Raw genomic sequence first — 25156 nt, 5'->3', positions numbered from 1 at the left:
CACGCCCTGCGCCCGGTCACCCTCGCCTTGGGGGACAGGGTACGCGCCGCCAGGCTGCACCATGCAGGCTTTGCTTGCTCACAGGTAGTGTGCCCGCCCCCGACCCTGTGTATGCTGCTCGGGCGCGGCAAGCGGCCCACGGCGGCTTGCAGGACATCGCGCGGCCGCCCTGCGTGATCGGACCATGACCGGGCTACCCGTATCGGATACCCCCGCCCTATGCCCGTCGACCTGCAAGCGCTGTACCCCAGGCTGATCCACCTGATGCTGGACACCGTGTTCGTGGTCGACCGGGACGACACCATCGTGTTCGTGAGCGATGCCTGCGAGGCCTTGCTCGGCTACCGCGCCGACGAGCTGACCGGCACCCCGATCACCCGCTACATGCGCCCGGATGACCTGGAGGCCACCCGCGCCTCGATCGTGCGGGTGATGAACGGCAACGCCCACTGCGACTTTCGCAACCGCTATGTACGCAAGGATGGCGAGATCGTGCACATTCTCTGGGCGGCCTCCTGGTCCGACGAAGTCGGCGCGCGGATCGGTGTGGCCCGCAACATCACCGCCCTCACCCAGGCCGAGCAGGAACTGCGCTTCCTGGCCCATCACGATCCGCTGACCAAGCTGACCAACCGCTCGCTGTTCAACGACCGCCTCGCCACGGCCCTGCGCATGGCTCGCCAGCAGCAGCGGCGGCTCGCCTTGCTGTTTCTCGACGTCAATGATTTCAAGGGTATCAACGATGTGCATGGCCATGCTGCTGGCGACCGCGTGCTGTGCACCATCGCCCGCCGGCTGCAGGACAGCGTGCAGGCGGCGGACACCGTGGCGCGGATCGGCGGCGACGAGTTCATCGTGCTGCTGACTGACGTGCCCTCGGAGGATGCCGTGTACCAGATGGTCGAGCAGATCGCCAGGGTCATGGAGCAACCGCTCGGCGCCGAATTCGGTGAGGTCAGGATGCCCTCCTGCAGCATTGGCGTGGCCTGCTACCCCAGCGATGGCGAAGATGCCGACACCTTGCTCAGCCATGCCGATGGCCAGATGTACCTCAAGAAACGGCGGCGCGTACGCGTGGGGTGAGCCGACCTCATCGCGGGGCAAGCCCGCTCCCACGCGTTTGGATAATGGTCCGAGCGATTGCTCAGCCCTGCCAGGCGTCCACCACCACCCGCGTGGCTGCCGCGATCGTCTCGCTGTTCCAGGGTGCATCCGCCTTGGCGCCCCGGCTGAACACCACCAGGATCCACGGCGCCCGGCCTTTGGGCCAGATCACCGCGACATCGTTGGCCACGCCATAGTCACCCGACCCGGTCTTGTCGCCCACCACCCAATCCTTCGGCACGCCGGCGCGGATGCGGGCATCGCCCGTGGTGTTGCCCTTGAGCCAGGCCTGCAGCTGTTGTCGCTCGGCAGCGGCCAAGCCGTCGCCCAACAACAGACGCTGCAGGGTCACGCCCATGGCCAGGGGCGTGGTGGTGTCACGCGGATCGCCTGGCAAGGCGGTATTGAGGGTCGGTTCGTTGCGGTCGAGACGGAACGTCGGGTCACCCAGGCTGCGAGCAAACGCCGTAAGACCCGGCGGGCCACCGACCAGCTCGAGCAACAGGTTGCCGGCGGTGTTGTCGCTGTACTGCACCGCGGCGGCGCAGAGCCCGGCGACGGTCATGCCGGCGCCTACGTGCTTTTCGGTGACCGGGGAATACACCACCAGCTGTTCGGCGCCGTAGGCGATGCGCCGCTCCAGCAAGCCTGGCTCGGCCTGGCTGCGGTGCAGGATGGCGCCGGCGAGGACGGCCTTGAAGGTGCTGCAGAACGCGAAGCGCTCCTCGGCGCGCCAGGCCAGTTGCTGGCCGCTGCCCGTGTCCAGGGCCCACAGGCCGATCGTGCTGCCGGTGGTGGCCTCCAGTTGCTGCAATGCTTTGCGCAGCGGGTCATCCGCCCAGGTTGGCAGGGCCAGCAAGGCCGAGCAGCCGAGCGCGCCCTGGAGCACGCGACGGCGGCTGAGGGTGGAAGTCATGCGGGTATTCCTTACGGCAATGAGCAAAACGCGAAGGCTAGAACGTTTTAGCATGCGCGCCAAGCAGAGGATGCGCCCAGGGCTGCCTGCGCGGCGCATGGCACGCGCTTGTGCTGCGAGCGAGCCTGGACAACTGTTTTTCGCGCCACCGCCCTGGCTACCCTTGCGCTGACCGGCAAAAGGCAGGACAGTAACCGGGTATTCCCGCAAAGAAACGGAGATTCGCCTTGACTACCGATCGCCTGAGCCTGCTCCAGTTCGAGCACCTCAGCCTGAAACCCGCCGCCGCCAGCCAGTTCGCCCTTTCGTTGAAGGAGCTTGAACAGCTGACCCTCCCCGAGCGCTACGCCTTCCGCGCAGCCCACTACCTGGGCGACCTGGCCGAAGCGGAGAACAGCCAGCAACTGGCGGTTGCCAAGGACCAGGGCATCGGCTTTACCCAGGGCCTGCTCACTGCCGCGGCAATCGAAGACGCACTGGCGAAAAGACTGATCGAGGTCTTCAATAACGCCAGCGAACGCGCCCACAAGCTGTTGCCTCAGTAATACCTTCAAGAGCCCGGCGCCATGCCGGGCTCTGCCCTGCCCCGATCTTGCACTAGTGTGGTGTTTCAGAAATACCACACTAGCGATCAACATCTGCCCCAGTAACTGACGTCACCGTGCAGAAAGAACGTCCTGTTTGGGCATGAGGAACCGGGCGAACAATTCCGATTGTGAACGGACATTCAACTTGGCATAGAGGTTACGCCGATGAACCTTGATGGTCTCCACCGAGAGCGCCAGCTTGCCGGCCACTTCCTTGTTGGAATAGCCACTGAGCAACAACCTGAGCACATCGCTTTCGCGCGAGGTGATCTGCGTGGCCAGCTGCGCAACCGTTTCAGGCCATGACAGTGGCTCGGCGAGGTGTTCATTCGCGTCGACTTCAAAGGCCATGCGCTGGTGCATGAGCGCAGTTACCCAGGGCTTGATGATATCGAGCAGGGTAATTTGCTCCTGGCTGAAACGTACCTTGCTCCCGATGGACATGCACAATGTTCTATCGGGGTCGAGCTGGACATTGTATTGGACTTCATCCGCCGAAATATAATGAGCGAAATACTGCTGATAGTATTCAGTTTCGACGAAGTATTCCGGCGCTATGTCCAGCAGATGAAAGAAGCCACTCTGCGGGTTTTCCCGATTGGCGATATAAAACGGGTCCAGCAGGTAAAGCCCCTTCACATAGCGATGAATGAACGCATCGACCTCCTGCGCATCCGCCACCTCAGGAAGAGCCACCACGTCCACCTGCTGCTGGCTGAAGATCAACACCACCCAGTTGTCGATCTGCACGTACTCATTCAATACCCGCACCAACGAACTCCAGAACGCGGGGCGGTCCAGCTGCATGATCAGCTTGCCGATCGAACGGTGCCACGCCAGGCCATGAAGGTCGAACGGCATTTTCTACCCCTTTTGGGTTAGGAATCAGCAGGTCAGCGCTACGTAATCGGAGGTATTTACTATCCGGGCCTGCCCGGTATAGTCGCTGTCTGGGCTCAGGACGGGCCAGAAGATACATCGTTTCGATAAGGATGTTGCATGAGAACGTCACGTTTGCGAACCCTTTTTGCGGCCTCGCTGCTCGGTGCGGCAATCAGCACCTCGGTGGCCGCGGCCCAGCCCGGCATGCACCTGTACAACTGGTTCGGGCTGCTCGCGCCAGAGACCCCCAAGGCCTTCGAGCAGGCAACCGGCACGCGGATGCGCATGGATGCGTTCGACAGCGCCGACATCATGCAGAGCAAGGTAATGGCCGGGCGCACGGGGTATGACGTGGTCGTGGCCACCTCCAACGTATTGCCCAGCCTGATCCAGGCGGGCGTGCTGCAGCCCTTGGACCGTGAGCAACTGAGCAACCTGGCGCATATCGACCCGGCGCTGCTGGCCCAGGTCGCGGTCAATGACCCTGGCAATCGTTACGCGGTGCCCTACCTGTGGGGCACCACCGGCATCGGCTATGACGTCGACAAAGTCAAAGCGGCATTGGGTGAACAGGCGCCGGTGGACAGCTGGGACCTGATCTTCAAGGAAGAGAACATCAGCAAGCTGCAATCCTGCGGGGTGGCGATGCTGGATTCCCCGAGCGAGATCATCTCGATTGCCTTGCATTACCTGGGGCTGCCCAGCAACAGCAAGAACCCGGACGACTACCAGAAGGCCCAGGCGCTGCTGTTGAAGATACGCCCCTACGTCCTCTACTTCGATTCCTCGCGAATCGACACCGACCTGGCTGACGGTAATATCTGCGCGGTTGTCGGTTGGGCCAATGGCGCCCTTGCGGCACAGGCCCTGAACGAAAAGACCAACACCGGGCGCCGGATTTCCTACAGCCTGCCGCGCGAGGGCGCGCTGGTCTGGTCGGAGAACCTGGTACTGCTCAAAGACGCCCCTCACCCCAAGGAAGGCATGGCGTTCATCAACTACATGCTGCGGCCAGAAGTCATTGCCAAGACCTCGAACCACACGCTGTACCCCAACGCCAACAAAGACGCCACCGCGTTTGTCGAGCAGAAGCTGCGCGACAATCCCTGGATCTACCCGGACGCCACGACGATATCCACGCTGATCCCACTCGAGCCACTGCCATTGAAACTGGAGCGGATCCGCACCCGGGTCTGGACCAAAGTGAAGAGCGGCGTGTGATCTGAGGTGATGGGGTGGCTGCTGCCCCATGCCACCCCTTGATCGTGTCCATTGCCGTGCAGCGCGCTGCGCGCCAATGCCTGTTGCTCAATTGAGTCCGACCTTGAAAAGAGAACAGTGGATGTTCAGCCCAGCCCAACAAACTCGATTCAGTTTGACGATCGACGGTATCGATCCCGCTTTCCAGGTGCTCGCATTCAGTGGGGAGGAAGCGCTCGGCAGGCCGTACTACTTCAATGTGGAGCTTGTCGGCGAGCGGGCTGACATGGATCTCGAGTGCCTTTTCGACCGTGAGGCTTTCCTGTCCTTCGACAACAATGGCAACGGCATCCATGGCCGGGTCTACCACATCGCTCAAAGCGGCAATGCACAGTGCTCGAAGCACTACAGCATGACCCTGGTACCGCACCTCTCCTACTTGCGCCATCGCATCAACCAGAGAATCTATGAAAAGTTCTCGGTACCGAATATCGTTGCCTTGATCCTGGAAGAGCACGGAATCGTCGGCGACGCTTATCGGTTTCATCTAGGCTCGACCTACCCCGAGCGCGACTACTGCACCCAGTACGACGAAACGGATTTGCACTTCATTCAGCGCCTGTGCGAGGAAGAAGGCATCCACTTCCATTTCCAGCACAGTGCCCAGGGCCATGTGCTGGTGTTCGGTGATGACCAGGCGGTGTTCCCCAGGTTGGGGCAACCTGCCGCCTGCAACCAGGACGGCGACAATCCGCTCGATTTTCGTGGCCTGGCAGATCATCAAGCTGAAGGGCACAGTGACCAGACCCATTTGGCCAGTGGCCATGTGCTGGACGTTTGCGGGCATCCGCGCCAGGCGTTGAACGCCCCGTGGCTCCTGACGCGGGTCATTCACCAGGGCAGGCAACCACGGATAGCCGGTGAGCGCGGCGCCACTGACCACGTCGATGAAATTGCTCGGGGATACCGCAACCACTTCATGGCTATTCCCTGGGAAGCGCCCTACCGCCTGCCTCTGACTCACCGCAAACCTGAGTTACCCGGCAACCAGACCGCTGTCGTCATCGCGGTGGAAGACGAGATGTCCCAGCGTGACCGGCGCCTGGCAAAGATACAGGTCAAGTTCCCCTGGGACCGTGAAGACAGGTTCGACGACAAGAGCCGTTGCTGGCTGAGCGCGTGCTCCAGTTGGAGCTGTGCGAGCACGCCACCGCACACGGGCATGGAAGTCATGGTCACCTTTCTGGAGAACGACCCTGATCAACCGCTGATCAGCGGTTGCCTGTGTTGCCGCTGACCGCGCCTGCCCGAGCCAGCGACGATTGGTGTACCGTTGCCGCGCCGAACCGATGTTCAGCCCTTACCCTGATCGATGGAGCACGCTCGATGGCCAACGCGCCGTTCTTTCCCCTGCAGCCCCTGGCGGACGAACTGCTGCCCTGCCTGCCCGGCGCCTGTACCGACGGCTCCCACGACCTCGCCCATGTGCAGCGGGTGTGGAGCAACGTCCGGCGCATCCAGGCCAAGGAAGGTGGCGACCTTGAAGTGCTGCTCGCCGCCACCGTGCTGCACGACTGCGTGGCGGTGGAGAAGAACTCGCCTCTGCGTAGCCAGGCCTCGATGCTCTCGGCCAAGCGGGCCGCCGCGATCCTCACCGACAAGGGCTGGCCATCGGCACGCGTCGAGCAAGCGGCCCATGCGGTGCAGGCCCACAGTTACTCGGCGGGCATCGCGCCGCTGAGCCTGGAGGCGAGGATCCTCCAGGACAGCGACCGCCTCGATGCCCTCGGCGCGGTGGGCGTCGCCCGTTGTTTCTATGTCGCAGGGCGCATGGGCTCGTCACTGTACGACTTCGAGAATCCCACTGCCGAAGGGCGGGACCACCAGGACAACCGGTACGCCATCGAGCATTTCCACACCAAGCTGCTAAAGCTCGCCTCGGGGTTCCAGACCACCGAGGGGGCTCGCCTGGCGACGCTCCGGCATGAACGGCTGGCGTCGTTCCTGGACGACTTCATGGATGAGATCGGCGTGGCCTGAGCTCAGGTCGCCGGCACCTGCAACCCGGTCTTCACATTGCTCATCGCCACCAGCGTCTTGAAGTGCTTCACATTGTTGCTCTGGAAGAACAGCTCCCGCGTCAACTGGGTGTACTGCGCCATGTCCCGCACCAGCAGGATCAGCACGAAGTCGCATGCCCCCGCCACGTAATAGCACTGCTGAACCTGCGGGCAGGCCATGAAGGTGCGCTTCATGGCGTCGAGCAAGTCGAGCCGCTCATTCTCCACCTCCACTTCGGTGATCACCGTCAGCGTGTAACCCAGCGCCACCGGGTCGACCAGGGCCACGGTGCGCTGGATCACGCCATCGTGGGTGAGTTTCTTCAGCCGACGGTTAACCGCAGCCGACGACAGGTTCACCTGTGTGCCAAGATCGATCTGGGAAGTGCTGGCGTCACGCTGCACGGCGTCGAGCAGTGCGCGGTCGAAGGGGTCAAGGGTCATGGGAGTGGGTCCTGTCAGGCGTGTGCGAATGCAACAAGATTACGCATTTTACCTGAAAATCAATCTTTCCATACGCCACAAGCAAATACCATTTCGCTCACACCGCATGGCGTCAATGCACAGAGTGGAGGCCGTACGCGCATCGCTCCGGCGGCGATGACCTTCTTGCCCATCCAGGACTGGTATCAGCCACACCCCCCGTGAGCATACTGACGACGCCCAGTTGCTCGACGGCGCGCGGATGTTGCTGGACGTGGTTGCTCAGCGACTGAGCGCCACGCAGTGACCAGATCCTACCGCCCTGCCCCCTGGAGACGTATATGCTGTTTGCCAACCCCAACGCCACCCGCCAGCCCTATCCTCGCAGCCTGCAGGTACTGATGAGCATCCGCCAGGCGAACGAAAGCCGCCAATGGCTGGCGCACTGGCCGCAACTGCGCGCCGCGGGCACGCCACTCTACGACCTGCCTGACCTGGCCGCCGAACTGGGTGTCGACCAGGTGCTGGTCAAGGATGAATCGGTGCGCTCCCCCTTGGGCAGCTTCAAGGCGTTGGGGGCGCCCATCGCCCTGGTGCGCCTGATCCTGCGCACCTTCCCCGGGCACGGCTTCACCGCCGCCGACCTGTTCGCCAGCCGACACGCCAGCGAGCTGGCCGGCTTCAGTGTGGTCAGCGCCACCGACGGCAACCATGGCCGCGCCCTGGCCGCCGCCGCGCAGAGCGTGGGGTGTCGCTGCGTCATCGTCCTGCACGCCCACGTCAGCGTGGAGCGCGATCAGGCCATTGCCGCCTACGGCGCGCAGATCATACGGGTCGAGGGCAACTACGACGCCGCGGTGGCGCACGCCGCGGCCTTGGCCCAGGCCCACGGCTGGCAGGTGGTTTCAGACACGTCCTACGATGGCTACGAGCAGATCCCCGGCGATGTCATGCAAGGTTACGGAGCCCTCGCTGCCGAACTGGTCGAGGCCGGCGGGCCAGATCCCACCTTTACCCATGTGTTCCTGCAAGGGGGCGTGGGTGGCTTGGCGGCGGGCATTGTCAGCTACCTGTGGGAGCTGATGGGTGAACAGCGCCCGACCTTCATCGTGGTCGAACCTGAGCAGGCCGACTGCCTGCTGCAAAGCGCCATGGCCGGCCAGCCCCGTGCTGCCAGCGGCTCAGTGAACTCACTGATGGCCGGACTGGCCTGCGGGAAAACCTCGCCGCTGGCATGGCGATTCCTGCAGCCAAGCGTCGACTTCTTCATGACCCTGAGCGACACCGATGCCATCGCCGCGATGCGGCGCCTGGCGCAAGGCAGTGCTCGGGACATTCCGTTGCTGGCGGGTGAGTCGGCGGTGGCCGGGCTGGCAGGGTTGGCGCAGTTGATGGCGGCGCCGGAACTGGCGGCCCAGGTGGGGCTCGGACGCGACTCGAGGGTGCTGCTGATCAGCACCGAAGGGGCTACCGCGCCGGGCCTGTATACCGAGTTGGTGGGGGAAAAGCCGGCATCGGTGCTCGCACGGCAGCAGGCGTGGAATTGAGTATCCCAGGCATGCAAACGTCAGAACCATGAAGGCCGGCAGTCGTCTGGGGTTATCATGCCGACACGCTGAACCCGCCCCAGGACATGGAGTCGCCATGAACATCGAAAAACTGCAGAACCGCCTGGACTTCCTGCGCCAGGCCGAACAACTCAAGAGCGTGCTGCGCAGCGCCCATACCTCCACCGGCCGTGCCGAAAGCACCGCCGAGCACACCTGGCGGCTGTGCCTGATGGCCATCACCTTCGCCGACGAACTGGGCGACCTCGACCTGCTCAAGGTCCTGAAAATGTGCCTGGTCCACGACCTCGGCGAGGCCATCAGCGGCGACGTGCCCGCCGTCAGCAAGCAGGGCTTCCCCGACAAGAGCCAGCAGGAGCGCGACGACCTGCTGCAGTTGATGGCGAGCCTGGATACGCCCCTGCGCGAGGAGATCATGTGGCTGTGGGAAGACTACGAAGCCGCGACGTCCGCCGAAGCCCAGGCGGTCAAGGCCCTCGACAAGTTGGAGACCCTGCTGCAGCACAACCAGGGCCGCAACCCACCGGGCTTCGACTATGCCTTCAACCTGGATTACGGCAAGCGCTACACCGCCGCCACACCGCTGTTCGAGGCCCTGCGCGGCCTGATCGACGCCGATACGCGCAGACACCTGGACAATGGCATCGCCCTGCGCGACGAACGCCCCGAAGACATCGACGCCATCGGCCAATTGACCGAAGCCGCCTTCGCCGACGCCGAACACAGCAGCCACACCGAGCAGTTCATCGTCACGGCGCTGCGTCGGGCGGGGCAGCTCACTGTCTCGCTGGTGGCCGTGGAAGCCGGCGCTGTCGTCGGCCATGTGGCGATTTCCCCAGTCACCCTGGCGTCGGGCGCCAGCGGCTGGTTCGGCCTCGGGCCGGTGTCGGTGTCGCCGGCGCGCCAGGGGCAAGGCATCGGCTCGGCGCTGATCAATGCCGCGCTGGCCCGGTTGCATGGGTTGGCCGGCCAGGGCTGCGTGGTGCTGGGCGACCCGCGCTACTATGCCCGCTTCGGCTTCAAGGCCCAGCCGGGCCTGACCTTGCCGGGCGTGCCTGCCGAGTACTTCCAGGCCCTGGCCTTCACTGGGGACGTACCGCAAGGCGACGTACAATACCACGCCGCGTTCGAGGCAACCTCCAACGCGTAAAACGCGGTCACTGCAGGCGCGGGGCAAGCCTGCGCCTGCAGGTCACGCATCATCACAGGAATCAACGCCGGCAGATGTGCTCCGCAGCCAGCAACCATCGTCTACCTGAACGTTTTCGACCGCGTCTTTCCTCCGCACCAGGTTTTCCGATGCAAGCACTCCTGCAAGAGATCCTCGACCACGTCCGCCCCCTGCTCGTCCAGGGCCAGGTGGCGCAGTACATTCCCGCCCTCGCCCAGGTCGACCCCAACCAGCTGGGCATCGCCGTGCAGAGCCTGGACGGCCAGTTGCACTGCGCCGGGGATGCGCGCACGCCGTTCTCGATCCAGAGCATCTCCAAGGTGTTCAGCCTGGTGCAAGCGATCAACCACAGTGGCGAAGACATCTGGTCGCGGCTGGGCTACGAGCCTTCGGGGCAGGCGTTCAACTCGCTGGTGCAGCTGGAGGTGGAAAAGGGCCGGCCGCGCAACCCGTTCATCAATGCCGGGGCGCTGGTGATCTGCGACATCAACCAATCGCGCTATGCCACCCCCACCCTGTCGATGCGCGACTTCGTCCGCCGCCTGGCGGCCAATCCGCGTATCGTCAGCGACACGGTGGTGGCCGAGTCGGAGTACCAGCACCGCGCACGCAATGCGGCCATGGCGTACCTGATGCAGGCCTTCGGCAACTTCCACAATGATGTCGACGCGGTGCTGCGCAGCTACTTCCACCACTGTGCGCTGTCGATGAGCTGCGCCGACGTCGCCCGTGGCTTCGCCTTCCTGGCCAACAGCGGCTACTGCCCGCACAGCGGCGAACAAGTGCTCAGCCCGCGCCAGGCGCAGCAAGTGAATGCGATCATGGCCACCAGCGGGCTGTATGACGAGGCCGGCAATTTCGCCTACCGGGTCGGCCTGCCGGGCAAGAGCGGCGTGGGCGGCGGCATCGTCGCGGTGGTGCCGGGGCGCTACAGCATCTGCGTGTGGTCGCCGGCGCTGAACGCCTCGGGCAACTCGCTGGCGGGATTGCGGGTTCTGGAGCTGTTGAGCGAACGGATCACCGGGTCGGTGTTTTCGGCGGTCTGAACGAGGCCGTTGCAGGCAGGCGCTTGGTTGCACACATAACCTGCACGCGAGCGGGCTTGCCCCGCGATAGCGTCAGATGCCCTATGGCGTTGCCTTGTGCTATCGCGAGGCCAGGCTCGCCTCCACAGCTCTCGCACCAAGCCGAGAGGCTCAGCCCCGCCCAGCGCTATTCCGATCTAGGACACCGTCGCTATTACCAGCCAACGAAAAGGGGCGCCAAGCGCCCCAGACCTCATTGGTGTAACGGAAGCCCTTCAGCCGTCGATATGCCCCTCGACCGTCAGCGGCCCGACCCTCAGCTTGCCGTCATCCAGCGACACGCTGGGCAGGCCGGCGTCAGGCAGCTTGGGCAGGTCGAGGGTGGCCTTGACCTGGTAACCGAGTGGTTTCACCTCGGCCCCGACCGTGTTCCCGCCCTGCTCCACGCCCTTGACCTGCAGCCCCAGCTCGCGCTGCGCCGCTATCTGCGACGTTTCCTGGACCCCGGCCTTGCGCACGAACTCGCCCTGCGCGTTGAACGACGGCGTGTAGCCGAAGGCGGGCTTGGCTTCGCCCTCCTTGGCCTCGCCCGGTTTGCCGACAAGGCCGGCGCCCAGGTCGAGACGCACCGAGGTGGTGGTGTCCTGACGCTCCTGGATGCTGAGCCCGCCGGCGAGCTTGCCGCCGATGTGCGGGCCTTCGACACGGGCACCGCTCAGTTGCGCCGCGCCCGTGCTGTTCAACGCCACCGTGTCGGCGGCGATCCGGCTGTTCTGCTGGGTGGTGCCCTGCAGATGGTCCACGTGCACCTTGCCGCCGAGGTCGAAGTCATGGGACGCAGTGGCCTGCTGGCCGGCGTCGGCCGGGGTATTGCGGCTCAGGTTGCCGCCGGCCTTCAGCTCGACGCCCCAGTTGTTGCGGCCCTGGGTGGACTGCGCCGACTCCAGCGCCAGGCCACCCTCGCCTGCGCCGACGTTGACGCCCGCAGCAGCGACCTGCGTGCCCTGCAGATGCACCGACTGGCCGGCCAGGTCCACATTGGCGTGGCTGTTCAGCTGGCCGCCGCTCAGGGTCTGCGAGCGTTCGTTGGTCTGGCCCACATTGAAGTTGCCGCCCAGCTTGCCGCTCAGGTCGCGGCCCTGCTCGCCGGTGGCTACCTTGCCGCCGAGGTTGAGACCGCCGCCCAGGTGGCTGCCGCTGACAGTCCGGGTGTCGCTGGCGGCCTGCAGGTCGAGAGCGCCACCGGCCTTGAGTTCGACCGGGCCCGTCGCGTCAATGCGCGTACCTTGCAAGGTCTGGTCGCCACCGCTGCCCAGCCGCACCGGGCCGCTGCCGCTGATGCTCGCCACCTGGGCCTTGCTGTCGGCACTGTGTTCGCCGGCATGATCGAGTTGCAACCCTGCGCCCAGGTCGACCTTGTCACCCACCGGCAAGGTGCCCACGGTCAGCGAGCCGCTGCCACCGAGGCTGCTGGTGTCGAGACGCTCATGGTTGCTGGCCTGCTCCAGGGCCAGCTTGCCGCCAGTGTTGACGGCCACCGCGCCCTGGCCACCGTCGAGGCGGCTGCCTTCGAAGCGGGCATCGCCGCCGACCTGGATGTTCAGGCCCTGATTGCCAGTGAAGGTGCCGACCACGGCAGTGGAACGGTCTTCGGCCAGGCGCTTGCTCCCCCCCGAACCACTGGCGGTCACATTCAGGTCCTCGCCGGTCTTGGTGTAGACCCGGGCGGATACATCGGCATTCACCTGATGTTCGCTGCGGCTGTGGGTGTTGCTGGCCGCATCGGCCTGCAACGTGCCGGCCTTGACGTTCAGCGCGCCGCCGTTGGCGTTGTACTGGGTGCCCTGATCCTTCAGCGCACCGGCCACGTCCAGCTGGACGCCCTGGCCGTTGAACTGGCTGACCACCGCGGTGCCGGTCTGCTCGCCCTGCTGCTGGCTGGCATGGCCCACGGCCAGGTCGACGCCCAGGTTCGGCGTGCCTAGCTTGCCCAGGGCTTCGGTCAGCGAGGTCTTGCCGGCAAGCACGTCCTTGACATCGCCCAGCGGCAGCTTGCCGTCGAGCGCGTCTTTCACCGACACCTTGCCGTCCACCACATCCTTGACCACCCCGGCGATCGGCCGGGCGATGTCCTTGTATTCGACATTGACGCCGACATCCGCCGTCCAGTTGCTCTGCTGGTGGCTGCTGCTGGTGGTGTCGCGAGCCGCGCGGTTGTCCACCTGGTTGGCGCTGACGCTCAGGGTGCCGGCGCTGTTGACCTGGGCGCCTTCGCTGGCCAGGGTGTCGGCCTTGATGGTCAAGCTGCCGGCGCTGTCGAGGCCGGTGGTCTTGGCAGTGCTACTGCTCGCGGCGTCCTGCTGGGTGCCATGGGCGAAGTCGACCCCGGCGCCGGCACGGTCGAGGCCGGCGGTGAGGTAGACGCCACCCCCGGTGTGGCTGCTGTCGCGGGACTCGCTGCGGCTGTCCTGCTCGGCCAGCAACAACACCTGCTTGCCGGCCAGGGTAGTGTCGCCGGCGGTGGACTTCACCGCTGCGCCCTTGACGGTCAGGTCAGCGCCGGCGGTCAGCTGAACCTCGCTGCCGCTGAGGCTGGAACCCTGCTGGCTGACCTGGCTGCCAGTGGCGCTCTGGCGATCGCTCGCATAGCCGACGCCGGCCCGATACTGCCCCGAGCCCGGCGCGGTCTCTTTGGCCGAGGCCACGAAACCACGGTTGCTGCTGGCGCTGCCGTGCTCGCGGGTGTCCTGGGCCGAGGCGACCTTCAGGTCGCCCGCCGCGTCAGCGCTCAACGCGCCGGTGGCCTTGACCGTGGAGCCGACCACCTCGATGCCTTCGGCGCTGTTCAGGCCAACGCTGCCACCGGCCACCAGCTCGCTGCGCACGGCGGTGCTTTCCCGGCTGTTCTGCTTGGCTTCGTTGTGGCTGACGCCGAAGAACTTGCTCTGCTGGTTCTGGCTGTCGCGCTGGTCGGTGCGCGAGGCGTTGCTGATCTGCACCTGTTTGCCGGCGATGCGGATGTCCTGGCCGCTGGTCAGCTGGGCACCTTCGGCCAGCACCGAAGCCTTGGCCCGCAGTTCGATATCGCCGCCCTTGAGCTGGCTGGTGACGCTGCGCTGGGTTTCGCTGCGGTTGTCCCAGTCGGCCTTCCAGAAGCCCTTGGTGTGCTTGCCCTGGTCGCTGTTGACCTGGCGTTCGGTGGCAGCGGTCAGGCGCAGGTCGCCACCGCTGTTCAGGCTCAGTTGGCCGGGCGCCTCGATGCTGGCGGCATTGACGGTGACATCCTGGCCGGCATTCGCCCGAGCATCACGCTGGGCCACGACCTGCACCCCATGCTCGCGGGTATCGCTGTCAGTCTGGGTGCGCTGGTAGGTTTCCCAATCGATGCCCAGTGCGCCGCTGCGCCAGTTCTCGCGTTTTTCCTGGAGCTTGCGGCTTTGCACGGTGCTCAGGGTGAGGTTGCGCCCGGCGTCGAGCTTGACGTCGCGCCCGGCCACGTCGGCGGCGGCCAGGGTCAGGTCCTGGGCACCATGCAGTTGCACATCGCCCTGGCTGCTGCGCACGCCCGCACGGGTCGCTTGCAGCGAGTCGGCCACGGCGGCGCCGCTGATATTCAGGTTACCCGCCGAGTCGATGCGCACGCCGTCGCGGCCTTCGATCTGCCCTGGCCCGACCCGCACCCCGGCACCCTGCGCGGTGCTGACGATATTGATGCGCCCGGCCTGCATCGCGCCGAACAGGCTGGCGTCGATACGCTGCTCGCCGCTGGCCGCGCCCCCGTCGAGCACCTTGACCTGGCCGCTGGCGTAGTCCACCTGGTTGCGCCCCACGGTAAGGTTGAGCTGGTCCCGGGCATCCAGTCGGCCCTGGCTGTCGATGCGCGGGGCGATCAGGTTGACCGAACCGCCGTCGTTGCGCAGGCCGGCGCCCTGCACCTGCAACTGGCCGTTGGCGTCCTGGGTGCCCAGGGCCTTGAGCCGGCCCGCCTCCAGCTCGGGCCGGCCCACCACCAGGCTGGCGTTGGGCGCGTTGATGAAGCTGGCACCATTGACCGAGATGCCGTTGGGGTTGGCCAACACATAGTCGGCGGCACGGCCGAAGATTTCCTGGGCGCCATTGATGGCGGAGGCATTGCGGCTGACCACTTCATTGAGGATCACGCTCGCCGCCTGGCCCTGGAACTGCGGGTTGGCCGCCAGCTCGCCGGCCAGCTGCGAGTGCCCGGCCTGCAGGGCGTTGTTCAGTACCAGGCCCTGGCGGTCGACGTTGTAGTCGAGGAACTGGTTATGCGACAGGCCCGCGCCGTTGGGGGCGACGATATTGACGATGGGCACGCCGCCCTGGGTCTGCAGTTGCGCCGTGCCCCCGGGCCCGGGGGCGACTACCACGCCGCCAGCCAGCGCCTGGGGCAGGCTGGTGGCCAGCAGCAGGCTGGCGATCGCCCAGCGCAGCTTGCCTTGCGGGGACAAATTGAAGGTAAAGGGGGTCTTGGGCATAGGTCACTCTCCATGTAGGTACTGCTAAATCGGTGCGCTCAGATCTGCACGGCGGCCCTGAACAGCCAGACTTCAGGCTCGCGCTGGTAACCGCGGGGAGTGTTGAGGCTGCGCTGGTAGTCGATGTCCAGCTGCAGCGCCTTCCAGCCCAGGTTCACGCCCAGGCTCGCGCCGCTCAGGCGCTGGCTGGCGGCGCCGTGGTCGGCCTTGATCCAGCCGTGGTCCAGGCCCAGCCGTGGGGTGACGCTCAACGACCCCTGCGCCCGCAACGGCAGGCGGAGGGTGTTGCGCCATACCGCCCCACTGGCCCCGGACAGGCTGCTGATGCGGTAGCCGCGCACGGCCGAATCGTCGGTGCCGAGCAACTGCTCGATGGCCGGCAGCGGGTCGGGGCTGTACTGCAGGTTGAGCTGGCTCTGCCACTGCCAGGCCTGACCCAGCAGCTGGCCATTGCGCCACTGGCTGAGCCCGGCGCGGTACTTGTGGAACTGCGCCCTGGGCAGGTCGGGCACCGGGCGATCGGCGTCATCGTCGGCACCGAACCAATGCAGCCCCTGGGCATAGTTGAGGTCCAGGTTCCACACCGCGTGGTCGAGCCAGAACAGGTTGAGCCCGGCCTCGGCCACGGTCAGCGTCGGGCTCTGCACGTCCAGGCGCACCTTGGCGAACTCGCTGTCGACATCCTTGTGCGCCAGTTGCAGGCTGGCGCTCAGTTGATGGCGCTGGTCGCGCCACAGCACGCGCTCGCCGCGCAGGCTGAGCTGGTCGGTGATGCCGCGGCTATGCAAGGTCAGCGTGCTGAGCTTGACCGGCGAGCGGTACTCGGCATGGCTGGCGAACAGGCTGAAGGTCCAGTAGCCATAGGGGATCGCGTAGTACAGGCTGGCGTTGCGGCTGTAACGGTCGCCCTGGTTGAGGGTATCGCTGGCCGACAGGCTGAGCAGGTCGTTGAGTGCCAGCGGGTTGTCCAGGCCCAGGCTGAGCACGCGACGGTCGCGCCCGGTGCTGGCGCTGCCGAGGTTGTCCAGGCCCAGGCCCACGGCCACCCGTGGCTGGCCGGCGCTGCGCGGGCGCAGGATGATCCGCGAGGCGCCCGGCTGGCTGCCGGGGGCGATGTCGGCGGTCAGGTCGACCGAGCGCAGGCGGTTGAGCTGGTCCAGGCCCTGCTCCAGGTCACGCAGGTTCAGCGGCTCGCCGAGCATGCCGGGGAAGGCCCCGGCCAGCGACACCGGCAGGCGCTGGTCGGCCAGTTCGATGGCCTCCAGGTAGCCCTCGTCCACCAGGATGTCCAGCGACTGCCCGGCTGCCGGGGCGCTGCTCAGGTAGGGCCGGCTGGCGATATAGCCCTTTTCCAGGTACAGCGCGGTGATACTCGCCAGCAGCTGGTTGATCTGCCCCACGCCCATGCACGCCGCCACCAGCGGATCGATGCGCGCATCGAGGGTGGCACGGTCGATCAGGGTGACGCCGCCCACCCGCACCCCGGCCAGCGGCCAGCAGTGCGTATCCGGAGCCGCGGCCTGAGGGACCTGCGCGGATGTATCGGGCCCTGTGAACGCACCGCGCTGCAGTTGGCGGCGGCGTTGTTCCAGTTGCAGTTGCTGCAGGTCCTGTTGTTGCTGTTGCTGTTGGCGCAACACTTCCTGGCCAGGCACGAACGTCTCAGCCCGCACGTTGCCCAGGGACAGGCAAGTCAATACGACACACAGCGATACGCGACGGCAATCAATAGCAGACAGGTACGACATACAACACCCATTCGCAGGCAAAGGCACAGCGAGAATCGCAGCACTTGGAACTTCCCGGCACGGTTACCGAGAGTTATCGGCACACGTGCAATAACTTTAGAAAGTTGAGCGTTATTCACTGAAACGCTCACGGAAAAGTTAATGACTGCCAATTACCACCCGAAGCCTGGCATGACCACCTGGTCACCCGACACCCCGTATTGCAGAGGCTAGAGGGACTGACGCGCTAGATTGTCCAACAATCAAACTTGCCGACTGTTTGAGCCAACGGTACTTCTAGACAAGAGCGGGAGACACCGGACTTTAGTCGCATGCCGCCTACGCACAGCAACTTGGAAACACACAAGAGGATTCTACCTCGGTGAAACGCGCCGAAACTAAGCCGAATAATTGGCCCGTGCGGCGACGATTCGTGCTGAACTTTCGACTCTATTGAAGCGACTGCCCTCGAATGCACTTGCAACTCGAGTACGCGTTAGAGGCCTGGTGTATGCTCGCGACATCACAGCCCACCGCACTGAAATGCCCCTCGACAAGGACAACAGCATGCCCCGCCTGGACTGGCTTGAACACCACATGGCCCACAGCGATACCCTCGCCCAGTGGCTGCACCAACAGTTCCACTACGAGTACGCGGACGTGCCGCTTAGCGACTGGCAACGCGAGTTCGCCGAAGGCCAGCGCAACGGCCAATGGCGATGCCTGGTCGCCCTCGACGGCGACCGCCTGCTGGGCAGCGCCGCCCTGGCCAGCGACGACCTGCCCGGGCGCAGCGACCTTGGTCCGTGGCTGGCCTGCGTGTTCGTCACCCCGCAAGCACGAGGGCAAGGCCTGGCGGAGCAACTGATCGAAGGCATCTGCGACCATGCACGCAGCAGCGGAGTCTCCACGCTCTACCTGCACACCCACGACCAGAGCGCCTACTACGCCAAGCGTGGCTGGGCACCGCTGGAACCCTTCGAGGCCTGGGGGCAGCAGCACTGGCTGATGTCACGCACGCTCTGATCGCTTGCCCGATGGCCTCTGTAGAAGCGGGCTTGCCCCGCGCCAGGGCCATCCATGCCGCACACAAATGATCCAGTAGGGAATTATTTAGCGCGCCGTTGTATCTGACCCTAGGTACAAGGCTGGCCAAACCATGGCCATGCCCCCAAGCCTTCAAGGACAACGGCCCATGAAATCACGCAGAAAACCCGTCAAGCCCATCGGCTTGAAGGACATCACCATCGTCGACGACGCCAAGATGCGCAAGGCCATCACCGCCGCCGCCCTGGGCAACGCGATGGAATGGTTCGACTTTGGCGTCTACGGCTTCGTCGCCTATGCCCTGGGCAAGGTGTTCTTCCCCAACGCCAGCCCCGGCGTGCAGATGATCGCGGCGCTGGCCACCTTCTCCGTGCCCTTCCTGATCCGCCCGCTGGGCGGGCTGTTCTTCGGCGCCCTGGGCGACCGCTACGGGCGCCAGAAAGTGCTGGCCGCGACCATCGTGATCATGTCCCTGAGCACCTTCGCCATCGGCCTGATCCCCTCCTACGCCAGCATCGGCATCTGGGCGCCGATCCTGCTGTTGCTGGCGAAGATGGCCCAGGGCTTCTCGGTGGGCGGTGAATACACCGGCGCCTCGATCTTCGTCGCCGAGTACGCCCCGGACCGCAAGCGCGGCTTCCTCGGCAGCTGGCTGGACTTCGGCTCGATCGCCGGCTTTGTCCTCGGCGCCGGCGTGGTGGTGCTGATCTCGACGCTCCTCGGCGAGGAACAGTTCCTCGAATGGGGCTGGCGCCTGCCGTTCTTCCTGGCCCTGCCGCTGGGCCTGATCGGCCTGTACCTGCGCCACGCGCTGGAAGAAACCCCGGCCTTCCAGCAACACGTCGAAAAACTCGAGCAAGGTGACCGCGAAGGCCTGGCCAGCGGCCCGAAAGTTTCGTTCAAGGAGGTGGCGACCCAGCACTGGCGCAGCCTGCTGACCTGCATCGGCGTGGTGATCGCCACCAACGTCACCTACTACATGCTGCTCACCTACATGCCCAGCTACCTCTCGCACAACCTGCACTACAGCGAAGACCACGGCGTGCTGATCATCATCGCGATCATGGTCGGCATGCTGTTCGTGCAGCCGATCATCGGCCTGCTCAGCGACAAGTGGGGGCGCAAGCCGTTCATCATCATCGGCAGCGTCGGCCTGTTCGCCCTGGCGATCCCGGCGTTCATGCTGATCACCAGCGGCAAGCTGGCGGTGATCTTCGCCGGCCTGTTGATCCTCGCCGTGCTGCTGAACTTCTTCATCGGCGTGATGGCCTCGACCCTGCCGGCGATGTTCCCCACGCATATCCGCTACAGCGCCCTGGCCAGCGCCTTCAACATCTCGGTGCTGATCGCCGGCCTGACCCCGACCCTCGCCGCCTGGCTGGTGGAAACCACCGACAACCTGTACATGCCGGCTTATTACCTGATGGTGATCGCCGTGATCGGCCTGCTCACCGGCCTGACCATGAAGGAGACCGCCAACCGCCCGCTGCGCGGCGCCGCCCCGGCCGCCTCGGATATCGACGAAGCCCGCGAACTGCTGCAGGAGCACCACGACAATATCGAACAGAAGATCGAGGACATCGACGCGCAGATCGCCGAGCTGGAGGCCAAGCGCAAGACCCTGGCCCAGCAGCACCCGCGCATCGATTGAGGAGGCTTGCGCATTCCACCGGATTGCTTGCCTGATCCTCTGAACCTGCGGGGTGCATCGATTGCGCAACGGGGCCATGTGCTAGCGTTTCTGGATTGGGGAACAGCGTATTCCCCGCTTCCAGAACCGATGATCAGCAGGTGAGCCCATGGAACTAAGAATCAACCAGCAGACCTACCAGGTCGAGGCTGACGCCGACACGCCCTTGCTCTGGGTGATCCGCGATGACCTGGGCCTGACCGGCACCAAGTACGGTTGCGGCCTGGCCCAATGCGGCGCCTGCTCGGTGCTGGTGGACGGCAATGTGGTGCGCGCCTGCGTCACCCCGGTGGCCGGCGTGGTCGGTCGTGAAGTCACCACCATCGAGGCCATCGAAGCCGACGCCGTGGGCAAGCGAGTGGTCGCCGCCTGGGTCGAGCACCAAGTGGCCCAGTGCGGCTACTGCCAGTCCGGCCAGGTGATGGCGGCCACTGCGCTGCTCAAGCACACCCCCAAACCCAGCACCGAACAGATCGACGCGGCCATGGTCAACCTGTGCCGTTGCGGCACCTACAACGCCATCCATGCCGCCGTGCACGAACTGGCCCAAGGGGAGAACGCCTGATGAACGCGCGTATCGACACCCCTGACGACCTGGCACGGCTGCGCAGCGGCGAAACGGTCAACCTGTCGCGCCGGCGTTTTCTCGCCGGCAGCGCCATCGGTGCCCTGGTGCTGGGCTTCGGCCTGCCGCTGGGCTCGGCGCGGGTACAGGCCGCCGCCGCGACCACTGAGCGCGGCACCCAGGTGCCGGCCTTCCTGGAAATCCGCGCGGACGGCAGCGTGCACCTGCTCAGCCCGTTCATGGAGGGCGGGCAAGGGGTCAACACGGCCATGGCGCAGATCATCGGCGAGGAACTGGACGCCGACCCGGCCACCTTCGTGGTCGAAAGCGCGCCAGCGGGCGAGGCCTACGTGGTGATGGAGAACGGCCTGCGCATCACCGGCGGCAGCATGTCGGTGCGCATGAGCTACCCGACCATGCGCCGCCTCGGCGCCCTGGCCCGCGCCATGCTGCTGCAGGCCGGCGCCGAGCAGTTGGGCGTGCCAGTTGGTGAATTGAGCACCGAGCCTGGCAAGGTGGTGCACGCGGCCTCGGGCCGTGCGCTGGGCTACGGCGAACTGGCCGCCAAGGCCATGGACCTGCCGGTGCCCGACCCTGCCAGCGTCAAGCTGCGCGACCCCAGCCAGTTCCGCTGGATCGGCAAGCCGGTGCAGCGCCTCGACGCCTACGACAAGTCCACCGGCAAGGCCGTCTACAGCATCGACGTCAAGGTCGACGGCATGCTCCACGCCGCCGTGCAGCATGCCCCGCGCCTGGGCATGACCGTAGGCAACCTGCGCAACGAGGAACAGGTCAAGGCCATGAAGGGCGTGCACTCGGTGCATCAACTGCCCGGTGCGGTCGCCGTGGTCGCCGAACGCTGGTGGCACGCCAAGCGCGCGGTGGAAGCGCTGCAGGTGGACTGGAAGGAAGTGGCCGCCGACAGCCAGGTGCGGCCTATGCCTGCCGATTTTTCCAGCGATGGCTGGCGCGAACACCTGGCCGCCCAGACCGGGCCGAGCCGCGACGAGGAAAACCAGGGCGATGTCGCCAGCGCCCTGGCCGGGGCCAAGACCAAGGTCGAGGCCACCTACCACAACCAGTTCCTCAACCACGCTCAGTTGGAGCCGCCCTCCGCCACCGCCCGTTTCAACCCCGACGGCTCGCTGGAAGTGTGGCTGCCCAACCAGGCCCAGGACATGTTCCGCGACGATATCGCCAAGCGCACCGGCCTGGACCCGGCGCGGATCACCCTGCATTCGCCCCTGCTCGGCGGTTTCTTCGGCCGGCACTTCCTGTACGACTCGGCCAACCCCTACCCGCAGGCCATCGCCCTGGCCAAGGCGGTCGGCAGGCCGGTGAAACTGATCTGGAGCCGCGAGGAGGAGTTCCTGCGCGATGCCATGCGCCCCATGGCCGTGGTCAAGTTCCGCGCCGCGCTGGACGAGAAAGGCCTGCCGGTGGCCATCGAGGCGATCAGCGCCACCGAAGGCCCGACCGAGGCCATTGCCGGCAAGCAGGGCGACACGGTCGACCCCACCGCCCTCGAAGGACTGTCGGGCAAGGCCTACGCCATCGCCAACAAGCGCATCGCGCAGATCTATGTCAAAGGCCCGGCCATGCTCGGCTACTGGCGCTCGGTGGGCAATTCGCTGAACGACTTCTTCTACGAGTCGTTCCTCGACGAGCTGGCCGACAAGGGCGGCCACGATCCCTTCGAGCTGCGCCTGCAGCTACTGCGGGACAACCCACGCCTGACCGCCCTGCTGCAAGCGGTGGGCGAATTGTCCGGCGGCTGGAAGCGCGGCCCGTTCACCGCCGAGGACGGCAGCAAGCGCGCCCGCGGCGTGGCCATGGCCTCGCCATTCGGCTCGGAGGCGGCGGTCATCGCCGAAGTGTCGCTGGAGGGTGGCCAGGTCAAGGTGCACGACATCTGGCAGGCCATCGACCCGGGCAGCATCGTCAACCCGGCGATCATCGAGGCCCAGGTCAACAGCGCGGTATCCCTGGGCCTGTCCCAGGTGCTGCTGGAAGAATCGGTGTGGCTGAACGGCATGCCACGGGCGCGCAACTACGACCTGTACCCGGTGCTGCCGCCATCGCGCATGGCCCGGGTGCATGTGCGCATCGTCGAGAGCGGGGCGAAGATGGGCGGCATCGGTGAACCGCCGCTGCCGGCGGTCGCGCCTGCGGTGGCCAACGCCGTGGCGCAGCTCACCGGCCAGCGCGTGCGCAGCATGCCCCTGAGCCGCCATACCTTCAGCTGACACGACAAGGACAGCCCATGAACAACAGCCGATTCGCAAGAACCGCAGGCTGGCTGGCTTTGCCGTGCCTGGTCGCGGCAGGCCTGCTGGCCTGGTACGTCACCCGCGAGCCTGCCTCGCCCTTCAGCGCCTCGGACAGCGCCGACGCCGCCCTGGTCAGCCGCGGCGAATACGTCGCCCGCCTCAGCGACTGCGTGGCCTGCCACAGCCTGCCGGGCAAGGCGCCCTTTGCCGGAGGCCTGGAAATGGCCACGCCGCTGGGGGCGATCCATGCCACCAACATCACCCCGGATCGCGACCACGGCATCGGCGCCTACAGCCTGGCCGACTTCGACCGTGCCGTGCGCCAGGGCGTGGCGCCGAGAGGGCGACGGCTGTACCCGGCCATGCCCTACCCGTCCTATGCCAAGCTCAGCGATGACGATGTACGGGCGCTCTACGCGTTCTTCATGAAGGGCGTGCAACCGGCAGCCGAAGCCAATATACCCAGCAGCATTCCCTGGCCATTGAACCTGCGCTGGCCCATCGCCCTGTGGAACGGCCTCTTCGCACCGACCACCGCCTATGCGCAGAAACCCGACGAGGATCCGCTGTGGAATCGCGGCGCCTACATCGTCCAGGGCCCCGGCCACTGCGGCAGCTGCCATACGCCTCGGGGCCTGGCCTTCAACGAGAAAGCCCTGGACGAAAGCGGCGCGCCGTTCCTCGCCGGGGCCCTGCTCGATGGCTGGTACGCGCCGAGCCTGCGCCAGGACCACAACACCGGGCTCGGGCGCTGGAGCGAAGCCGAGATCGTGCAGTTCCTCAAGACCGGGCGCAATCACCATGCGGTGGTGTACGGCTCGATGACCGAGGCGTTCAACAACTCCACGCAGTTCATGAGCGACGACGACCTGGGCGCGATCGCCCGCTACCTCAAGGCATTGCCCGGTGACCCTCGACGTGATGGTGCGCCCTGGCAGTACCAGGCGACGGCCGCCGCGTCTGATGCGCCCGGCGCGCACACCTACGCGACCCGTTGCGCCAGCTGCCATGGCGCGGATGGCAAGGGCCAGGCCGAGTGGATGCCGCCGCTGGCGGGGGCCACCTCGATGCTGGCCGCAGAGAATGCCTCGGCGATCAACATCACCCTCAACGGCTCGCAGCGCATCGTCGCCGCCGGGGTGCCGGACGCCTACCGCATGCCGGCGTTCCGCGAGCAGCTGTCGGACCGGGAGATCGCCGAGGTGCTGAGTTTCGCCCGCAGTGCCTGGGGCAATCAGGGTGGCGCGGTGCAGGCCAAGGCGGTGGGCGAGCTGCGCGGGCATACCGACCCTGCCAGCAGCAGCCCGATCATCCTGCATATGCGCTGATACCGCCATCGCGGGGCAAGCCCGCTCCCACGTGTGAAGCGTGGAGCACAGACAACCGAGGACACCATGGAAAGCATCGACCTGCTGGTCCTGCGCACCACCCACGACTGGCTCCAGGCCGGGCACCGCGTGCTGCTCGCCACTGTCGCCCGTACCTGGGGCTCCTCCCCTCGCCCGGTCGGCTCGATGATGGCGCTGCGCAACGATGGCCGGGTGGTTGGCAGCGTGTCCGGCGGCTGCATCGAAGACGACCTGATTCATCGCTACACCACCGCCTATGGCGGCCCCGGCCTGCCCCAGGGCAGGCCCGAGGTGATTCGCTATGGCGTCAGCGCCGACGATGCCCACCGCTTCGGCCTGCCCTGTGGCGGCACCCTGGAGCTGATCCTGGAATTCGAACCGGCCGCGTTGCCCCTGCTGCAACTGCTGGAGCACCTCGACCAGGGCCGGCTGATGCGCCGCCGACTGGCCCTGCAAAGCGGCGCGGTGAGCCTGGCAGCCACCGCCACCCCCGAGCAGTTCAGCTTCGACGGCCAGCACATGGTCAACACCCTCGGTCCCGGCTACCGCATGCTGCTGATCGGCGCCGGGGCACTGGCCGAATACCTGGCGACCATGGCCTTGTTCAACGGTTTTCGGGTGGCGGTGTGCGACCCTCGCCCCGAACACATGGCCACCTGGGCGGTGGCCGGCGTCGAGCACCTCAAGGGCATGCCGGACGATGCGGTACGCGCCTTCAACGCAGACCTGCGTACCTGCATCATCGCCGTCAGCCATGACCCCAAGCTCGACGACCTGGCGCTGCTCGAGGCCCTGCACAGCCCGGCGTTCTACATTGGCGCCATCGGCTCGCGGCGCAACAGCCAGCTGCGCCGCGAGCGCTTGATAGAGCATTTCGGCGAGAGCGAGGCCTCGTTGCAACGACTGCATGGCCCCATCGGCATCTACATCGGCAGCAAGACCCCGGCGGAGATCGCGGTGAGCGTGATGGCCGAAGTGCTGGCCGCCAAGAATGCCGTGAGCTTGCCGGGGGCGGTGAGCGTATCCGGGGCCAAGCGCGAGCGTGACCATCAACCTTCGTAATGCCTGAACCGGCC

19 protein-coding genes and 1 pseudogene are annotated in these 25156 nt (G+C 65.9%); 15 read left to right on the top strand and 5 right to left on the bottom strand.

Translation table 11 applies throughout. The annotated features are described in order from the left end of the window. Positions 1-219 precede the first annotated feature (219 nt). On the top strand, positions 220-1083 hold the full coding sequence (locus tag ACQ4OD_RS17920) for a diguanylate cyclase domain-containing protein (protein ID WP_430944687.1): 864 nt from the start codon (positions 220-222) through the stop codon (positions 1081-1083). Between the two features lie 61 nt (positions 1084-1144). Here ACQ4OD_RS17920 and bla read toward each other — a convergent pair whose 3' ends face one another. Then, on the bottom strand, positions 1145-2020 hold the full coding sequence (gene bla, locus ACQ4OD_RS17915) for a class A beta-lactamase (protein WP_139672011.1): 876 nt from the start codon (positions 2018-2020) through the stop codon (positions 1145-1147). Positions 2021-2247: 227 nt separating this feature from the next. On the opposite strand from bla, the gene ACQ4OD_RS17910 reads away from it, so the two are divergent. Continuing rightward, positions 2248-2565, top strand: a complete 318-nt coding sequence (locus tag ACQ4OD_RS17910) for a hypothetical protein (RefSeq protein ID WP_046856247.1) — start codon at positions 2248-2250, stop codon at positions 2563-2565. A gap of 111 nt (positions 2566-2676) precedes the next feature. On the opposite strand, the gene ACQ4OD_RS17905 is transcribed toward ACQ4OD_RS17910, so the two are convergent. Then, the gene (locus ACQ4OD_RS17905; protein WP_102683356.1) at positions 2677-3468 is read right to left on the bottom strand and encodes a response regulator transcription factor; all 792 of its coding nucleotides are present in this window, start codon (positions 3466-3468) and stop codon (positions 2677-2679) included. A gap of 138 nt (positions 3469-3606) precedes the next feature. On the opposite strand from ACQ4OD_RS17905, the gene ACQ4OD_RS17900 reads away from it, so the two are divergent. The 3 genes from ACQ4OD_RS17900 to ACQ4OD_RS17890 all read left to right on the top strand — a co-directional run bounded on the left by ACQ4OD_RS17900 (position 3607) and on the right by ACQ4OD_RS17890 (position 6729). After that, positions 3607-4710: a polyamine ABC transporter substrate-binding protein gene (locus ACQ4OD_RS17900; protein ID WP_139672026.1), complete on the top strand. Its 1104-nt coding sequence runs from the start codon at positions 3607-3609 to the stop codon at positions 4708-4710. 121 nt (positions 4711-4831) lie between these two features. Continuing rightward, the gene (tssI, locus tag ACQ4OD_RS17895) at positions 4832-5986 is read left to right on the top strand and encodes a type VI secretion system tip protein TssI/VgrG (RefSeq protein ID WP_430944686.1); all 1155 of its coding nucleotides are present in this window, start codon (positions 4832-4834) and stop codon (positions 5984-5986) included. An 89-nt stretch (positions 5987-6075) separates the two neighbouring features. Continuing rightward, entirely contained in the window at positions 6076-6729 is a 654-nt protein-coding gene (locus tag ACQ4OD_RS17890; protein WP_430944685.1) for an HD domain-containing protein, read from the top strand. A 2-nt stretch (positions 6730-6731) separates the two neighbouring features. On the opposite strand, the gene ACQ4OD_RS17885 is transcribed toward ACQ4OD_RS17890, so the two are convergent. Further along, positions 6732-7193 carry an Lrp/AsnC family transcriptional regulator gene (locus tag ACQ4OD_RS17885; RefSeq protein ID WP_139672035.1) on the bottom strand — a complete coding sequence of 154 codons (462 nt, stop codon included), beginning with the start codon at positions 7191-7193 and terminating at the stop codon, positions 6732-6734. Between the two features lie 320 nt (positions 7194-7513). Here ACQ4OD_RS17885 and ACQ4OD_RS17880 point away from each other — a divergent pair, with 320 nt between their 5' ends. The 4 genes and pseudogenes from ACQ4OD_RS17880 to glsB all read left to right on the top strand — a co-directional run bounded on the left by ACQ4OD_RS17880 (position 7514) and on the right by glsB (position 10957). Beyond that, entirely contained in the window at positions 7514-8719 is a 1206-nt protein-coding gene (locus ACQ4OD_RS17880) for a diaminopropionate ammonia-lyase (RefSeq protein WP_430944684.1), read from the top strand. 97 nt (positions 8720-8816) lie between these two features. After that, positions 8817-9374 (top strand): annotated as a pseudogene (locus tag ACQ4OD_RS17875) (HD domain-containing protein); the annotation flags it as partial. Between the two features lie 9 nt (positions 9375-9383). Then, positions 9384-9890, top strand: a complete 507-nt coding sequence (locus ACQ4OD_RS17870; RefSeq protein ID WP_277505584.1) for a GNAT family N-acetyltransferase — start codon at positions 9384-9386, stop codon at positions 9888-9890. A gap of 149 nt (positions 9891-10039) precedes the next feature. Next, positions 10040-10957 carry a glutaminase B gene (gene glsB / locus ACQ4OD_RS17865; protein WP_038705799.1) on the top strand — a complete coding sequence of 306 codons (918 nt, stop codon included), beginning with the start codon at positions 10040-10042 and terminating at the stop codon, positions 10955-10957. Positions 10958-11211: 254 nt separating this feature from the next. Here the strand turns inward: glsB and ACQ4OD_RS17860 are convergent, their stop codons facing one another. Both ACQ4OD_RS17860 and ACQ4OD_RS17855 read right to left on the bottom strand, forming a co-directional pair. Further along, entirely contained in the window at positions 11212-15432 is a 4221-nt protein-coding gene (locus ACQ4OD_RS17860; RefSeq protein ID WP_430944683.1) for a hemagglutinin repeat-containing protein, read from the bottom strand. A gap of 38 nt (positions 15433-15470) precedes the next feature. Then, positions 15471-17180: a ShlB/FhaC/HecB family hemolysin secretion/activation protein gene (locus tag ACQ4OD_RS17855; RefSeq protein WP_430944682.1), complete on the bottom strand. Its 1710-nt coding sequence runs from the start codon at positions 17178-17180 to the stop codon at positions 15471-15473. 546 nt (positions 17181-17726) lie between these two features. Between ACQ4OD_RS17855 and ACQ4OD_RS17850 the strand changes: the two genes are divergently transcribed. The 6 genes from ACQ4OD_RS17850 to ACQ4OD_RS17825 all read left to right on the top strand — a co-directional run bounded on the left by ACQ4OD_RS17850 (position 17727) and on the right by ACQ4OD_RS17825 (position 25142). Beyond that, entirely contained in the window at positions 17727-18185 is a 459-nt protein-coding gene (locus ACQ4OD_RS17850) for a GNAT family N-acetyltransferase (protein ID WP_139672053.1), read from the top strand. A 169-nt stretch (positions 18186-18354) separates the two neighbouring features. Next, entirely contained in the window at positions 18355-19857 is a 1503-nt protein-coding gene (gene proP / locus ACQ4OD_RS17845) for a glycine betaine/L-proline transporter ProP (protein ID WP_023631310.1), read from the top strand. Between the two features lie 148 nt (positions 19858-20005). Continuing rightward, positions 20006-20461 (top strand): (2Fe-2S)-binding protein, encoded by a 456-nt coding sequence (locus tag ACQ4OD_RS17840; protein WP_023631311.1) that lies wholly within the window; start codon positions 20006-20008, stop codon positions 20459-20461. Further along, positions 20461-22707 carry a molybdopterin cofactor-binding domain-containing protein gene (locus tag ACQ4OD_RS17835; protein WP_430944681.1) on the top strand — a complete coding sequence of 749 codons (2247 nt, stop codon included), beginning with the start codon at positions 20461-20463 and terminating at the stop codon, positions 22705-22707. The genes ACQ4OD_RS17840 and ACQ4OD_RS17835 overlap by 1 nt, the downstream gene beginning before the upstream one ends. Positions 22708-22724: 17 nt before the next feature. Beyond that, positions 22725-24059, top strand: a complete 1335-nt coding sequence (locus ACQ4OD_RS17830; RefSeq protein WP_430944680.1) for a c-type cytochrome — start codon at positions 22725-22727, stop codon at positions 24057-24059. A gap of 66 nt (positions 24060-24125) precedes the next feature. Further along, a complete protein-coding gene (locus ACQ4OD_RS17825) occupies positions 24126-25142 on the top strand; it encodes an XdhC family protein (protein WP_139672062.1) in 1017 nt (338 codons plus the stop codon). Positions 25143-25156: the final 14 nt, after the last annotated feature.

The sequence above is a fragment of the Pseudomonas sp. WC1 genome, assembly GCF_050586565.1.
Classification (GTDB): Bacteria; Pseudomonadota; Gammaproteobacteria; order Pseudomonadales; family Pseudomonadaceae; genus Aquipseudomonas.
The sequence above is the reverse complement of the archived record's forward strand: the minus strand, read 5'-3'. Positions and strand labels throughout refer to the sequence as shown.

Coding starts and splice junctions, on each gene's coding strand:
- ACQ4OD_RS17890 (WP_430944685.1), top strand. CDS start 6,076: ATGGCCAACGCGCCGTTCTTTCCCCTGCAGCCCCTGGCGGACGAACTG.
- ACQ4OD_RS17880 (WP_430944684.1), top strand. CDS start 7,514: ATGCTGTTTGCCAACCCCAACGCCACCCGCCAGCCCTATCCTCGCAGC.
- proP (WP_023631310.1), top strand. CDS start 18,355: ATGAAATCACGCAGAAAACCCGTCAAGCCCATCGGCTTGAAGGACATC.
- ACQ4OD_RS17830 (WP_430944680.1), top strand. CDS start 22,725: ATGAACAACAGCCGATTCGCAAGAACCGCAGGCTGGCTGGCTTTGCCG.
- ACQ4OD_RS17840 (WP_023631311.1), top strand. CDS start 20,006: ATGGAACTAAGAATCAACCAGCAGACCTACCAGGTCGAGGCTGACGCC.
- tssI (WP_430944686.1), top strand. CDS start 4,832: ATGTTCAGCCCAGCCCAACAAACTCGATTCAGTTTGACGATCGACGGT.
- ACQ4OD_RS17885 (WP_139672035.1), bottom strand. CDS start 7,193: ATGACCCTTGACCCCTTCGACCGCGCACTGCTCGACGCCGTGCAGCGT.
- glsB (WP_038705799.1), top strand. CDS start 10,040: ATGCAAGCACTCCTGCAAGAGATCCTCGACCACGTCCGCCCCCTGCTC.
- ACQ4OD_RS17920 (WP_430944687.1), top strand. CDS start 220: ATGCCCGTCGACCTGCAAGCGCTGTACCCCAGGCTGATCCACCTGATG.
- ACQ4OD_RS17850 (WP_139672053.1), top strand. CDS start 17,727: ATGCCCCGCCTGGACTGGCTTGAACACCACATGGCCCACAGCGATACC.
- ACQ4OD_RS17855 (WP_430944682.1), bottom strand. CDS start 17,180: ATGTCGTACCTGTCTGCTATTGATTGCCGTCGCGTATCGCTGTGTGTC.
- ACQ4OD_RS17825 (WP_139672062.1), top strand. CDS start 24,126: ATGGAAAGCATCGACCTGCTGGTCCTGCGCACCACCCACGACTGGCTC.
- ACQ4OD_RS17905 (WP_102683356.1), bottom strand. CDS start 3,468: ATGCCGTTCGACCTTCATGGCCTGGCGTGGCACCGTTCGATCGGCAAG.
- ACQ4OD_RS17860 (WP_430944683.1), bottom strand. CDS start 15,432: ATGCCCAAGACCCCCTTTACCTTCAATTTGTCCCCGCAAGGCAAGCTG.
- ACQ4OD_RS17835 (WP_430944681.1), top strand. CDS start 20,461: ATGAACGCGCGTATCGACACCCCTGACGACCTGGCACGGCTGCGCAGC.
- ACQ4OD_RS17900 (WP_139672026.1), top strand. CDS start 3,607: ATGAGAACGTCACGTTTGCGAACCCTTTTTGCGGCCTCGCTGCTCGGT.
- bla (WP_139672011.1), bottom strand. CDS start 2,020: ATGACTTCCACCCTCAGCCGCCGTCGCGTGCTCCAGGGCGCGCTCGGC.